Consider the following 13,968-nt stretch of genomic DNA (forward strand, 5'->3'; position numbering starts at 1 on the left):
GGAATTGGCTATGGCATAATTAAATATCTTTCTAAGGATAAGATGGAATTTAAGTTAAAACCAGAAATATGCTTTAACTATTTGGGACAGTTTGATGAAGATATAAATAATGATATCTTTAATATGTCACCTTTAAGCAGTGGAAATTCAATAGGTTTAAATAATAAGGTATTATACTCATTAGATTTTTCAGGAATACTCATAGATAAAAAGTTAAATATAGATATAAGGTACAATGATAAGGAATATAAAGATGAAACAATAAAGAAATTAATTCAGGAATATAGAAATAACCTTATAACAATTATTGAGCATTGTATGAATAAGGATAAATCGGAAAAAACAGCAGCAGATGTAACAAAGGAAAATATAACCTTACAGCAATTAAAACCGTATTTAAAAGATATAGATAATATCAAAAATATATACCCATTAACACCAATGCAAGAAGGAATGTTATACCATACGTTATATGATAATAAGTCAGAAGCTTATAATGAAGAATTAGTAATAAAGATAAAAGGACAATTAGATATTAGTTTATTAAATGAAAGTTTTAATAGATTGGTAGAGAGGCATGATATTTTAAGAACTGCTTTTGATTATGAAAACTTTAATAGGAATATGCAAATTGTATTTTATAAAAGAAAAGCAGATGTCAGATATGTGGATATAAGTGATGAAAAATTTGATAAAGAAGACTATATAGATAAAGCAGTAAAGAATGATAAAAAGCAAGGCTTTGATTTAAACAAAGATGTCCTTATAAAATTGACAATAATTAAAACAGAAGAGGATGTATATAATCTAATACTTAATAATCATCATATTATAATGGATGGCTGGTGTCTCAATATAATAATGCTTGAATTATTTAAGATATATAATGAACTCAAGTATGGATACAAAGCAAATTTAAAAGAAGTAGTACCGTATTCCGAGTATATAGAGTGGCTTAATAATAAGGATAGAGATGCAGCAGAAGATTATTGGACAAATTATTTAGCAGATTATGATGAAGCAGCAATAGTACCATTTGAAAATAAAGAAAGTAGTAAGGAATATAAAAAAGAAGAAATTAACCTTAATATAGGAAAAGATATAACGAGAAAGCTTGAAGCAATAGCTAGAAATAGTAAGGTTACAATTAATACAATAATGCAAAGTGTATGGGCACTACTGATTCAAAAATATAACAATAGTAATGATTCTGTATTTGGATATGTTGTATCAGGAAGAAATGCAGAGGTTAAGGGTATAGAAAGTATGTTAGGACTATTTATAAATACTGTGCCTTTAAGAGTTAAAGCAGAAGGAAATATGACGTTTAAGGAATTACTGACTACTGTTAATAAGTCTTTCTTAGAAAGTAGCGAATATGATTTTTATCCTTTAGCAGAGATACAAGGGTTAAGTGAAGTTAAAGAAAAGTTAGTAAACAACATAATGATATTTGAAAACTATCCAGTTGACAGCGATGGCATTAATAATGAAGTATTGACTAAGAACAATCTAAAAATAATTGGCTGTAAATCACAAGAGCAAACAAACTACAACTTTAACTTAACTGTCATATATCAGGATACTATTTTAATAAAGTTTAAATTTAATGAATTAATGTATTCAAAGGATAATGTACTAAAAATTAAAAATCATTTCGAAAGCTTAATAAATCAAGTTATAGATAATGCAGAAGTACTAATTAAAGATATAGAAGTAGTAAGGAAAGAAGAAAAGCATAAGTTACTTATGGAGTTTAATGACACAAAAGTAGATTATCCAAGAGAGAAAACAATAAATGAATTATTTGAGGAAAACGTGAAGAAGGCTCCAGATAATATTGCTGTTGTATATGAAGATAAAAGGTTAACTTATAAAGAGCTTAATGAAAGAGCTAATTCATTAGGAATAACCTTAATGAAAAAAGGCGTAGGAGCAGATGCTGTAGTAGGAATAATGGTGCAGCGTTCTCTTGAAATGATAGTAGGAATAATGGGTATATTAAAAGCAGGTGGAGCATATATGCCAATAGACCCAGAATATCCAGAGAATAGAATAGAATATATGATAGAGAATAGTAAAACTGAAATAGTATTAACTCAAAGTAAGTTTAAAGAAAAAATAAAGAATGAAAAAATAGACGTATGTGACTTGGAAGATGAAGAGTTCTATAAAGAAGATCGTGCTAACCTAGGTAAGACTGCCAGTGCAAAAAATTTAGCCTATGTAATATATACATCAGGAACAACTGGAAAGCCTAAGGGTGTTATGATAGAACATTCAAATGTAACTAATTTAGTACATGGATTAAATGAAAGTATATACAGCAAATATAATGATAATTTAAAAATAGCTTTAGTGGCTCCATATGTTTTCGATGCATCAGTTAAACAAATCTTTTGTGCTTTATTATTAGGAAATACATTATATGTAGTTCCAGAAGCTGCTAGAAAAGAAGGCGACAAGTTAGTTCAGTTCTACTTAAATAATAAAATAGAGATAACAGATGGAACACCAATGCATTTAGCAATGATGGCTAATTCAGAGCTTCTAACAAATAGAAACTTAAAGCTTAAAAATTTGATAATTGGTGGAGATAAACTTACACGAAAAGTAATAGAAAAGCTATATAAGAAAGCTAATAATAAGGAGCTTATTATTAGTAACGTATATGGACCTACGGAGTGCTGTGTTGATGCCGCATGTAATAATATAACTATAAATAATTTAAAAAATTATTTAAATATGCCAATAGGAAAACCAATAGATAATGTAAGAATATATATAGTTGATAAGAACAATAAATTGATGCCAATAGGTGCAGCAGGAGAACTATGTATAAGTGGATATGGACTCTCAAGGGGATATTTAAACAATAAAGAATTAACCGAAGAGAAATTTGTAGCAAATCCATATGAACCAGGGCAAAAGATGTATAAAACAGGAGATCTAGCAATATGGCTGCCAGATGGAACAATAGAATGTTTAGGAAGAATAGATTATCAAGTTAAGATAAGAGGTTTTAGAATAGAAACAGGAGAAATAGAAAATACATTACTAAAACTAGAGGGGATAAAAGAAACTGTAGTAGATGCAAAAGGAAAAGAAGAAAGTAAGCACCTATGTGCGTATTATGTTGGTGACAAAGAATACAGAGTAGGTGAATTAAGGGAAGAACTTAAAAAATCTTTACCAGACTATATGCTTCCGTCATACTTTATAAAAATAGATAAAATTCCACTAACGATAAACGGAAAGGTAGACAGAAAGGCATTACAAGAGCCACAAGGAAAAATTAATACAGGGGCAGGGTATGAGGCAGCAAGAAATGAAATGGAAGAGAAGTTAGTTAAGATATGGGAAGATGTACTGGGAATAAGGAATGTAGGAATAAATGATAACTTCTTTGAACTAGGTGGAAATTCTATTAAATTAGTTGATTTGTTGGTAAAAATGAAAAAACAATTGGTTCTAAATGTTACAATGGATCAGTTATTTACAAACCCAACTATAAAAGATATTTGTAATTTATTATATTCTGGTTTAGGTGAAGGCGGAAAATTTGTTACAAGGCTAAGTTATAGTGGAGATAAAAATATATTTGCATTTCCACCAGCTATAGGATATGGATATTCCTATTTAAATTTAGTAAATAGGATAGATAATTATTCAATTTATGCATTTAGTTTTATTGATAATGCTAATATTATCGATGAGTATGTAAAAAGCATACTAGATACTCAAAATGAAGGAACGTTTATATTATTAGGATATTCTGGTGGAGGTAATTTAGCTTTTGAAGTGGCTAAAGTACTAGAAAAGAAGGGTTATGAAGTTTCTGATATTATAATGTTAGATTCGGCGGTAAAAAAATCAGTAAAAGACAATTTAACTTACCCTTCAAAGCATGAGGTTATTAGTATTATGAAAAACTTTTTTAATATAGACAATTTCCATGAATTTGAGGAAAATATAGCGGAAAGGGCTATGGTAAATCATAAAAAATATATACAGTACAATAATAAAAATATAACCAAAGAAAAAGTAAAAGCTAATATCCATGTTATATCAAGCTCTAGTACTAGAGAAGTAAGAGAACACTATGAATATTTATTAAATTGGGAGAACCATACAATGAGTAAGTTCGTTATATATGATGGGGATGGTCTTCATTTAGATATGTTATCAGGAGAACATTGCGATAAAAATGCAGATATATTAAAAAATATATTAGCTGAATAAAGTATATAAAACCAATGAATAAGTTTGTGTGAAATCAGAATAGGAACGTACATAGATTTGTGTAAACAAACATGGTACGTTCTTTTTTATGAATATAAATTATACATTTAATATGATATTATTAGATTGTAATATAAACTTTTTAAACAAATATGAATAATAAATACCTTGAAAATAACCACTTATTAAATGAAGATATAGCAAAAAAATATATAAAGATTAGGAGGTGCTTGATGAGTTTTTGGGAAAAACATATAATAATACGTATGAATATAGTTTTATATCCCAAAAATGAAAATTGAAGGAAAATATATGAATAAAAAGATATTTACTATATTACAAAATAGAAATGCTAGAAAACTTTTAAGTGCAAATTTTACTTCTGAAATAGGAAATGGCGTTAGATCTGTTGCCATACCATTTTATGTTTTTACTAATACAAATTCATATATTATGATGGCCTTAAATGCAATAATAATGATGATACCATCAGTAATTTTAAGTCCATACGCTGGAATATTTGCGGATAAGTATAATAGGAAAAAGATAATGGTAATTTCAGATTCCTTTAGATTTGCTCTAGTAAGTTTCATTTTAATATTTAATAAAAATACATATGCAATTTTTGCATTTAGTTTTTTTATGTCTATTGGTAGTGTGTTTTTTTCACCATCATCTGAGGCGATTATTCCACAAGTTGTTGAAGGAGATCAACTGGAGAATTGTAACTCGATGTTTAGTCTACTAGATAATATAGCTTCATTAATAGGGCCTGTATTAGGTGGGGTATTAGCATTTAAGGTTGCAATTATATTTGACAGTTTAACCTTTTTAATTTCCGGAATAGTAACTTGGTTTATAAAATATAAGTCGAACACTATAGATAGCAATTTAGAGGAGCACAAATTAAAATCTTCATTTAGAGAAGTTTTTAATGTAATAAATAAAAATAATAATCTAAGAATTGTAGTTACGATGGTTTGTGTTTTGTCATTTGCTTTTGGGATGATACCTATTATAATGCCTGGATATATAACAGAAGTTCTCAATCTACCTGAGAAATATTATGGAATAACTTTATCATTGATGACAGCGGGAGGAATATTAGGAGCATTTATCGTGCCAAATTTAAGTAAAAGAATTCATATAACTAGGCTGTTTATTTATTCGTATTTTATTTATGGACTTATGTATATTTTATTAGTTGTTTTTAGAAAATATTATATTGTTGCTCTATTATTTGCATTTCAAGGCGTAACTATGCCAATTATGGGCATAAGTTCACTTACAATAGAGCAGAAAACTGTTGACAATAAAATTATGGGACAGTTTTTTGGATTAATCCAAAGTATCCAAGCGGTGATAGTTATAGCAGCTAAAATTATTTCGGGAATTTTAGCAAATAAATATTCACCGTTATTAATTTTTATATTAGCATTTATATTAATGATGTTAGGGGCGCTTTGTGGAACATTCCGTAAATTTAATAAAAATAAATTTACGACATAACACCTGCATTTTTCAATTTTTTATTTCCTAAGTGACACACAAAAAACATGTAGATAACATTGATAATGGGCAATAAAATAACCATAAAATAAAAAACTCTACCCTTTTTATTTTGGACAGTTGCTGAAGTTATGCGAATAATTCCATTTATAGATGTTATAAATATAATAATTCCTAAAATTATTAAAGAAATTATGGCAAAAACTGCAATAACGTAAATTTGTGCAAGAGGTAGAAATAGTATTACAGCCCAAGTAAAAAGTCCAAGAAAAAAAGAGCCATCAGTTAATGTTGTTGAATGCATTATATGTACTATTCCTATAAATGTAGGAATAATATATAGTATATTTCCAAAAATTGAATAGTGTAGGAGTCTTATTCCAGCAGCAATGTTTTTAAGATTAGATTTTACATTTTCTTTATTATCAAGTATAGACGTAGGTGATATATTTTCTTTAATCAAAACAAAAACTACAAAGATCAAGATATTAAAACAATATATACCTCTTGGGACTGAAAGTATTAAATTTCCAAATAAGTAGTTTGGACTTGAATTAGGAGAAGCTAATGGAGGAACTAATACAGAGGGAACAATAAACAAAAAAATTGGAAACAAAATCAGGGAACTATATACAATTGCTGGACCGCCTTTTTTCTTTATTAGTAATTTAATAGCTAATATTAATAAAAGGATTCCTATACTTAATGCTAAAAAACTCATGATTAATAATTCCTTCATATAATACTCACCTTTCAATTTTATTGTTTTGTAGATATTACACAATATTTTATTATTCGGAATCAAATTTTTTAATATTATATCATAAGCAGCATATAATTCCTAATGAAAAAGAAATGAAGAATAAAAGTGCATAAATCATTGAACCGTTTAAAATAGTGTGGTAAAATTAGCTAAATGGTACGACCATAGTACCATGGAACAATAGGTTAATAATACAAAAGCATGAAGGAGAGGAAAAGTATGAATATTCTGTTATGTGTAAAACAGGTTCCAGATGATTCTGTTGAAATTCATTTGGATAACAAGACAAAAAAGCCTAATTTGAATGGAGTCAGTTTGGTAGCAAATGCGTTTGATACATATGCATTAGAGCTAGCAGTTCGGTTTACAGAAACTCATGGAGGAAATGTTAGCGTATTAACTATTGGAGCAGCTGATGCTTTAAATACATTAAAAAATTGTCTTGCTGTAGGAGCTAAAGGAGCATTCTTTGTAAAAGATGATTTATATGCAGATTTAGATGCTATTGGAGCAGCTGATGCTTTGGCAGACGCTATTCATAAAATTGAAAAAGACAAAGGTGAAAAATTTGATTTAATTCTTTGTGGGAAGGAATCTACAGATGAAATTACTGGTCAAGTAGGAGCAATGCTTGCTGAAAAATTAGGTACAGGCTTTGTTAGCAATGCAGTTGTAATCGATTTGAAGGATGATGCCTTGGAAGTTCATCAAGAAATTGAGGAGGGATATAATTTAGTTTCTTTAGAAGCTCCAGCCGTAGTAACAGTAAGCAAACCAAATTATGATCCACGTTATCCTACAATTAAAACTAAGATGGCAAGCCGTAAAGCAGTGATTCCAACTTATTCAGCTTCAGAAATTGGAGAGGTAAAACAAGCAAAAGTACGTTGTATTGAATATGTTGAACCTCCTAAGAAAGAGGCTGGTATAAAAATTAATGAGAAAGATGCGCTGCTAGCAGTAAGTGCTGCTATGGAGCAAATGAAAAAAGATAAGGCAATCTAATTAAGGGGGAAAACAAAAGTATGAAAGCATTATTGTTTATTGAGGCAGATGGAGAAAAAGCAATAGGTGGAAGCCTTGAATTGATTAGTGCAGTAAAATCATTAGATGCAGAAGGAACAGCGCTTATAGTAGGTAACAGGTCAGTGGCAGATAATATAGCTGCTTTGGGTATGCCAGCTATTTTCATAGATTCTGCTGCAGACTGTGACACTTTAACAGAAGTATTGTCAGAAATTATTAAGGAACAAAATCCAGATATTGTTTTACTAGCAAATACAACACTTGCTAAAGACATTGCACCACGTGTTGCAGGGCGTATGTGTTTAGGCTGTGTAATTGATGTAATAGGAATGAGTAAAAATGATGACAAGATTATATATACTAGGCCAGCTTATGGTGGTACAGTTCTAGAACATATTGAAGTAGAAGGCACTGCAGTAATTACAGTTAGAAATGGAAGCTTTGCAAAACCAGAGAATGCTTCAAATGCAGGTGTTATAGAGAAAAAAATAGAAATTCCAGCTAGTGCTGTTAAGGCAAAAATTATTGACACAGTAAAAGAAATTTCTGAATCCGTTAATTTAGAAGAAGCACAGGTTGTTGTTGCTGGTGGACGTGGAATGGGAAATGCAGAAAATTTCAAACTTGTTGAGGAATTAGCAGATGTACTTGGTGGTGTAGTAGGTGCAACAAGACCGCCAATTGAAGATGGATGGATTTCTCGTGCACATCAAGTTGGACAATCAGGAAAGATTGTAGCACCAAAACTTTATATTGCATGTGGTATTTCTGGAGCTACACAACATACATCGGGAATGTCAGGAGCTAGTTATATAGTAGCAATTAACAAAGATGAAGATGCTCCAATTTTTGAAATTGCAAATGTAGGTATTGTTGGAAATGTAACTGAAATTCTACCAGCAATGATTACAGAAATGAAGAAAGCAAAAGAAAAAATAAAGTAAAGTTTTCGTTACCTTAGGGTAAAAATGAAAACAAAATTATAAATAGATATTCTAAAGCTAAACAGTGTATTAATAACATAAATGATAAAGGGACTATGGTACTAAAAAATTAGTAGGATAGTTTCTGAATAATAAACCTCAATTCATAAAAAATAAAATTATTTATAAAATTTAATACTTAAAAATAGTATTAATAAAATAGGGGAAAAGTTATATGATCAAAATTTAAATGGTAGTTACAATAAATAAGGGATATTACCATAATAAATTGAATGAGGGGATAAAAAATGTTATTTTTAAAATTTTTAATAGCAATATTGCCCATTGTTTGCCTCATAATTGCATTGAGTGGGTTAAAAATGCCGGCGCATAAAGCTACTGCTATTGCACTTGTTATTACAATAGTTTTAGGTATTGGTTTTTGGAAACTGAATGCAGCATATGCCGCATCAGCTGTATTGGAAGGTATACTCAACGCCTTGTGGCCAATTTGTTTAGTTATTGTTGCAGCTTTGTTTACGTATAACTTAACCTTACGTACAGGCGCAATGGAAGCTATAAAGAAAATGCTTGGCGGAGTATCTACTGATAAAAGAGTTTTAACATTAATTATTGGATGGGGATTCGGTTGCTTTATGGAAGGTATGGCAGGGTTTGGTACAGCTGTTGCAATACCAGCATCTATGCTAGCTGGTATTGGATTAAATCCATTTGCAGCAGTTGTATCATGCTTGGTTGCAAATAGTACGCCAACTGCATTTGGGTCAGTTGGTATACCTTTGGTAACACTTTCATCAGTAACTGGCGTTGCATCTCATACTTTAGCAACAAACACGGCGATAATTGAGGTTATTCTTGCCTTTATTAGTCCATTTATTATGGTATGTATTGTAGGTGGTGGAATAAAGGCATTAAAGGGAGCATTTGGTGTTACACTAGTTGCTGCATTATCATTTGTAGTGCCTTGGTACATTACAGCAACAGTAGTTGGAGCAGAACTACCGAATATAGTAGGCTCTATTTGTTGTATGGCATGTACAGTTATCGTGGCAAGAATCTTTAATAAAAAGCCTGAAGCTGAGTATTCCATTGAAAATTTGGACAAGAAGGAACAGGAATCCATATCAGCAAAACAGGATGGAGAAGATACTATATCATTTGGTAAAGCATTAAAAGCATGGTGTCCATTTATTCTAATATTCATAATGCTGCTGTTTACATCAACTTTATTTCCAGTAATTAATCGTCTTATTGCACCAATTAAAAGTGTTGTGGTTGTATATGCTGGTAAAGGTGGAAGTAAGCTAGCTTTTAGTTGGATTAATACACCTGGTATTATCATTTTTGTTGCCGCAATTATTGGAGGCTTTGTTCAAGGTGCAAAAGTGTCAACCATGTTAGAGGTATTGTTTGCTACGTTAAAAGCAAACTGGAAAACAATTGTTACAATTTGTTGCGTTATGTCAGTAGCAAAGGTAATGGGATATAGTGGAATGATTGCAGATATTGCCAGCCTTCTAGTTGTGGCTACAGGAAGGGCATATCCGTTTATTTCTCCATTAATTGGAGCTATAGGAGGATTTGTTACAGGCTCAGGTACATCAACCTCTGTTTTATTTGGAGGCTTACAAGCAAAAACAGCCCAAAGTCTTGGACTTTCTCCAGCATGGATGGCAGCAGCAAATGTTCTTGGAGGAGGTATTGGAAAGATGATTTGTCCTCAAAGTATTGCAATTGGTGCAAGTGCAATTAATGAATCTGGTTCAGAAAGTAAAATTTTAGGGAATGTATTTAAATATTTCTTATGCTATGTAATTATAGGAGGCGTTATATGTTTCCTAGGAACATTATTTATAAAATAAAAAGGTATTTTTAGAAGGGAAGGATTTTTATGGCTCAGTATAATCAATTGACAGAAGAAATAGTCTCAAAGTTACAGAAGGTAGCTCCGGGACATATTTTAACAGGGGATGATATCAATGCAGACTATTGCCATGACGAAATGCCCATTTATGGCAAAAAGGCTCCACAAGTTGTATTAATTGCGCATTCTACAGAGGAAGTTGCTGCAGTAGTAAAAATATGTAATGAAAATAAGATACCAGTAACTCCAAGGGGTTCAGGAACAGGACTTGTAGGAGGAGCAGTTCCACTTTTAGGAGGAGTTTTAATTGATCTTACAAAGATGAATAAAATACTTTCTTATGACCTAGAAAATTTTGTTGTTCATGTAGAGGCTGGTGTTTTGTTAAAAGATCTTGCAGAGGATTGTGCAAAACAAGGACTATTATATGCTCCAGATCCTGGAGAAAAGTCAGCTTGCGTAGGTGGAAATGTTTCAACAAATGCTGGTGGAATGAGAGCTGTTAAATATGGTGCAACACGTGATTATGTACGAGCAATGACAGTAGTTCTTCCAACTGGAGAAATTACTCATTTTGGAGCTACAGTATCAAAAACAAGTTCAGGTTACAGCTTACTAAATTTAATGATTGGTTCAGAAGGTACACTTGGAATTATTACAGAACTTACTTTGAAAACTATGCCGGCACCAAAGGTAGTTGCAAGTTTAATAATTCCTTTTGAAAATTTAGATGATTGCATTGCAACTGTTCCTAAATTTAAAATGGAGCACATGAATCCAGAAGCATTGGAGTTTATGGAAAGAGAAATTGTTTTAGCTAGTGAAAGGTATATTGGAAAGAGCGTATTTCCACAAGTAGTTGATGGAATAACTGCAAATGCATATTTACTTGTTACCATAGATGCAAGTGATGAAGATGAACTTAATAATCTTATTGAACAAGCCAGTGAAGTAGTATTAGAAGCAGGAGCAATTGATGTTCTTGTAGCTGATACACCTGCAAAGATAAAAGATGCATGGGCTGCACGTTCTAGTTTCTTAGACGCAATTATGGCAGAAACAAAATTATTAGATGAATGTGATGTAGTAGTTCCAGTAAATAAAATTGCTTCTTACCTTGCTTTTGTAAATAAAGCTGGTGAAGAGTGCGGAATAACTATTAAGAGTTTTGGACATGCAGGAGATGGAAATCTTCACATATACCAATGTAGTAATGATTTAGAAGAAACAGAATTTAAAGCAAGGGTTAATAAATTCTTTAAAATTATTTATAAAGAGGCAACAAAATGTGGGGGCCTTGTTTCAGGAGAACATGGAATTGGCAGTGGCAAAATGAGCCATTTATCAGATAGTGTTGGAGAAGTGAACATGGAATTAATGAAAGGTATTAAAAAAGTGTTTGATCCGAATTCTATTATGAACCCAGGTAAAGTATGCTGCCCATTAGATGGCAACAACTAATAAAACACAATTGATATACACATATAAGAAAAAGAAAGGTGGAAATTAATATGAATTTTAAACAAGATGAAAATCATGAGCAATTACAAGAAATGTATCGTGAGTTTGCAGAAAATGAGGTGAAACAAATTGCAAAGGAAATTGATGAAAGCATGCGTTTCCCCAAGGAAAATGTAGATAAAATGGTTGAAATGGGTTTGCTTGGAATACCATTTCCAGAAGAATATGGTGGAGCTGGAATGGATACCTTAAGTTATGTACAATGTGTAGAAGAATTATCAAAATGTTGTGCTACAACAGGTGTCATAGTATCAGCACATACAAGTCTTTGTGCAACACCAATTTATAAATATGGTACAGAAGCGCAAAAAGAGAAATATTTAAAACCACTTGCTTCAGGTGAAAAATTAGGTGCCTTTGGATTAACAGAACCTGCTGCTGGAACTGATGCTTCTATGCAAAAGACAACAGCAGTACTAGAAGGAGACCATTATGTACTAAATGGTAGCAAGATATTTATTACTAATGCAGGATATGCAGACATATATATTATTCTTGCTATGACAGATAAGAGTAAAGGAACAAAGGGTATTTCAGCATTTATCGTTGAAAAAGATTTCCCTGGTTTTTCTGTTGGAGGTCATGAATTAAAGATGGGAATTCGTGCATCATCTACATGTGAGTTATTCTTTGATAATTGCATAGTTCCAAAGGAAAATCTTTTAGGAGAAGAAGGTAGAGGTTTTAATCTTGCCATGGCAACTCTTGATGGAGGTCGTGTAGGTATTGCTGCACAAGCTCTTGGTATTGCAGAAGGTGCAATAGATGAAACTGTTAAATATGTTACAGAACGTGTTCAATTTGGAAGACCTATTTCAAAATTCCAAAACACACAATTTGAACTTGCCCAGATGCGTGCAAATACAGAAGCAGCAAAACTTTTGGTATATCAAGCTGCATGCGCAGAGGATGAGAATGAAAGATTTTCACAGTATGCTGCTATGGCCAAATTAGTTTCTTCTAGAAATGCTAGTGATGTAACAAGACGTTGTTTACAATTATTTGGTGGCTATGGATATTCAAGCGATTATCCAATTGAAAGAATGATGCGTGATGCAAAAATAACAGAAATTTATGAAGGAACATCAGAAGTTCAAATGATGGTAATTTCCGGATGGATGGGCGTTAAATAATAGACAACTAAAAATTAATTTTGTGAAATTTAACATGACAGGTAAACCTATAGGCTTACCTGTCATTTTCATAATTAGCCCAATGTTATATAATGGTATTAGTGAAAAAGAGAATTAGAGATTATTAATTTAATTGGGGGGGGAATTAAATTGAAAAATGAAATAGAAAAAAATTGGGATGAAATGTCCAAAGCTTATGAAAACTTTACAGAAGATGAAGAATCATACAGTTATACGATTGAATGGCCATGTATAAAAAAAATATTACCTAATTTGCAAGGGAAAAGAATTCTAGATTTAGGTTGTGGTACAGGACGATTTGACTTCCTTTTTGAAAAAGAAAATCCGATTTCTATGTTAGGACTTGATATTTCGGAGGAAATGCTGGATATTGCAAAAGAAAAGTCAGTAAATAGAAATTCAAAAGTTGAGTTTATAAAAGGTGATATTAGTAATTTTAATACATATATTGATGAAAAATTTGATTTTATATTTTCATCTACGGTATTCCACTATATTAGTGACCTTAAAGGGTTATTTAATAATATTTATAATGCATTGAATGAGAAAGGCATTTGTATTGTTTCCGTAATGAATCCAGTGTATACAGCACAATATCCAATTGATAAAAATGGAAAATTTCCATCTGATGATGAATGGATTGTAAAATATTTAGATAAAAGTAAAAGGGCGTATATTCAGCCTTGGATAGAGTATAATGATAAAATTAAAGATTTTTTAAGTACAAGTTATCATCATACGTTTGGAGATTATCTTAATGCAATTATCAGTGCTGGGTTAAAGATTGAAAGAGTAGAAGAACCATATCCGCCAGAGAAATGGAAACAAAATAATTACGGTCGTTATAATTCCTTCATTGAAACTCCAAGTTATATGATTTTAAAATTATCTAAATAAATTCATCTCTATTTTCATTAAAGCTATTATGTTTGTCATGAGGTGATA

General features: G+C 31.1%; 9 protein-coding genes. 8 read left to right on the forward strand and 1 reads right to left on the reverse strand.

Annotated elements, in window-relative coordinates; genetic code table 11:
• Both B8978_RS16110 and B8978_RS16115 read left to right on the forward strand, forming a co-directional pair.
• The coding region (locus B8978_RS16110) for a non-ribosomal peptide synthetase (RefSeq protein ID WP_139796071.1) at window positions 1-4,242 on the forward strand (4,242 nt) is incomplete at its 5' end.
• A gap of 312 nt (window positions 4,243-4,554) precedes the next feature.
• Complete coding sequence (locus B8978_RS16115; protein WP_176212732.1) at window positions 4,555-5,751, forward strand: MFS transporter; 1,197 nt, start codon at window positions 4,555-4,557, stop codon at window positions 5,749-5,751.
• Here the strand turns inward: B8978_RS16115 and B8978_RS16120 are convergent.
• Window positions 5,741-6,490: a hypothetical protein gene (locus B8978_RS16120; protein WP_084117333.1), complete on the reverse strand. Its 750-nt coding sequence runs from the start codon at window positions 6,488-6,490 to the stop codon at window positions 5,741-5,743. The genes B8978_RS16115 and B8978_RS16120 overlap by 11 nt on opposite strands.
• A gap of 243 nt (window positions 6,491-6,733) precedes the next feature.
• On the opposite strand from B8978_RS16120, the gene B8978_RS16125 reads away from it, so the two are divergent.
• The 6 genes from B8978_RS16125 to B8978_RS16150 all read left to right on the forward strand — a co-directional run bounded on the left by B8978_RS16125 (window position 6,734) and on the right by B8978_RS16150 (window position 13,920).
• Window positions 6,734-7,519, forward strand: a complete 786-nt coding sequence (locus tag B8978_RS16125; protein ID WP_084117334.1) for an electron transfer flavoprotein subunit beta/FixA family protein — start codon at window positions 6,734-6,736, stop codon at window positions 7,517-7,519.
• A 20-nt stretch (window positions 7,520-7,539) separates the two neighbouring features.
• On the forward strand, window positions 7,540-8,484 hold the full coding sequence (locus B8978_RS16130) for an electron transfer flavoprotein subunit alpha/FixB family protein (RefSeq protein WP_084117335.1): 945 nt from the start codon (window positions 7,540-7,542) through the stop codon (window positions 8,482-8,484).
• A 287-nt stretch (window positions 8,485-8,771) separates the two neighbouring features.
• Entirely contained in the window at window positions 8,772-10,346 is a 1,575-nt protein-coding gene (locus tag B8978_RS16135; protein WP_084117336.1) for an L-lactate permease, read from the forward strand.
• A gap of 29 nt (window positions 10,347-10,375) precedes the next feature.
• Window positions 10,376-11,809 carry an FAD-binding oxidoreductase gene (locus tag B8978_RS16140; protein WP_084117337.1) on the forward strand — a complete coding sequence of 478 codons (1,434 nt, stop codon included), beginning with the start codon at window positions 10,376-10,378 and terminating at the stop codon, window positions 11,807-11,809.
• A gap of 50 nt (window positions 11,810-11,859) precedes the next feature.
• Window positions 11,860-13,002, forward strand: coding sequence for an acyl-CoA dehydrogenase (locus B8978_RS16145; protein WP_084117338.1), 1,143 nt, complete (start codon window positions 11,860-11,862; stop codon window positions 13,000-13,002).
• A gap of 150 nt (window positions 13,003-13,152) precedes the next feature.
• Window positions 13,153-13,920, forward strand: coding sequence for a class I SAM-dependent DNA methyltransferase (locus B8978_RS16150; protein WP_084117339.1), 768 nt, complete (start codon window positions 13,153-13,155; stop codon window positions 13,918-13,920).
• The last annotated feature ends 48 nt before the right edge of the window (window positions 13,921-13,968 follow it).

This window comes from Clostridium acidisoli DSM 12555 (assembly GCF_900176305.1).
Lineage (GTDB): Bacteria > Bacillota > Clostridia > Clostridiales > Clostridiaceae > Clostridium_I > Clostridium_I acidisoli.

What these genes read in the sequence shown, in the direction of transcription:
- B8978_RS16115 (WP_176212732.1), top strand. Translation starts at nt 4,555, where the DNA reads ATGAATAAAAAGATATTTACTATATTACAAAATAGAAATGCTAGAAAA.
- B8978_RS16145 (WP_084117338.1), top strand. Translation starts at nt 11,860, where the DNA reads ATGAATTTTAAACAAGATGAAAATCATGAGCAATTACAAGAAATGTAT.
- B8978_RS16135 (WP_084117336.1), top strand. Translation starts at nt 8,772, where the DNA reads ATGTTATTTTTAAAATTTTTAATAGCAATATTGCCCATTGTTTGCCTC.
- B8978_RS16125 (WP_084117334.1), top strand. Translation starts at nt 6,734, where the DNA reads ATGAATATTCTGTTATGTGTAAAACAGGTTCCAGATGATTCTGTTGAA.
- B8978_RS16140 (WP_084117337.1), top strand. Translation starts at nt 10,376, where the DNA reads ATGGCTCAGTATAATCAATTGACAGAAGAAATAGTCTCAAAGTTACAG.
- B8978_RS16130 (WP_084117335.1), top strand. Translation starts at nt 7,540, where the DNA reads ATGAAAGCATTATTGTTTATTGAGGCAGATGGAGAAAAAGCAATAGGT.
- B8978_RS16120 (WP_084117333.1), bottom strand. Translation starts at nt 6,490, where the DNA reads ATGAAGGAATTATTAATCATGAGTTTTTTAGCATTAAGTATAGGAATC.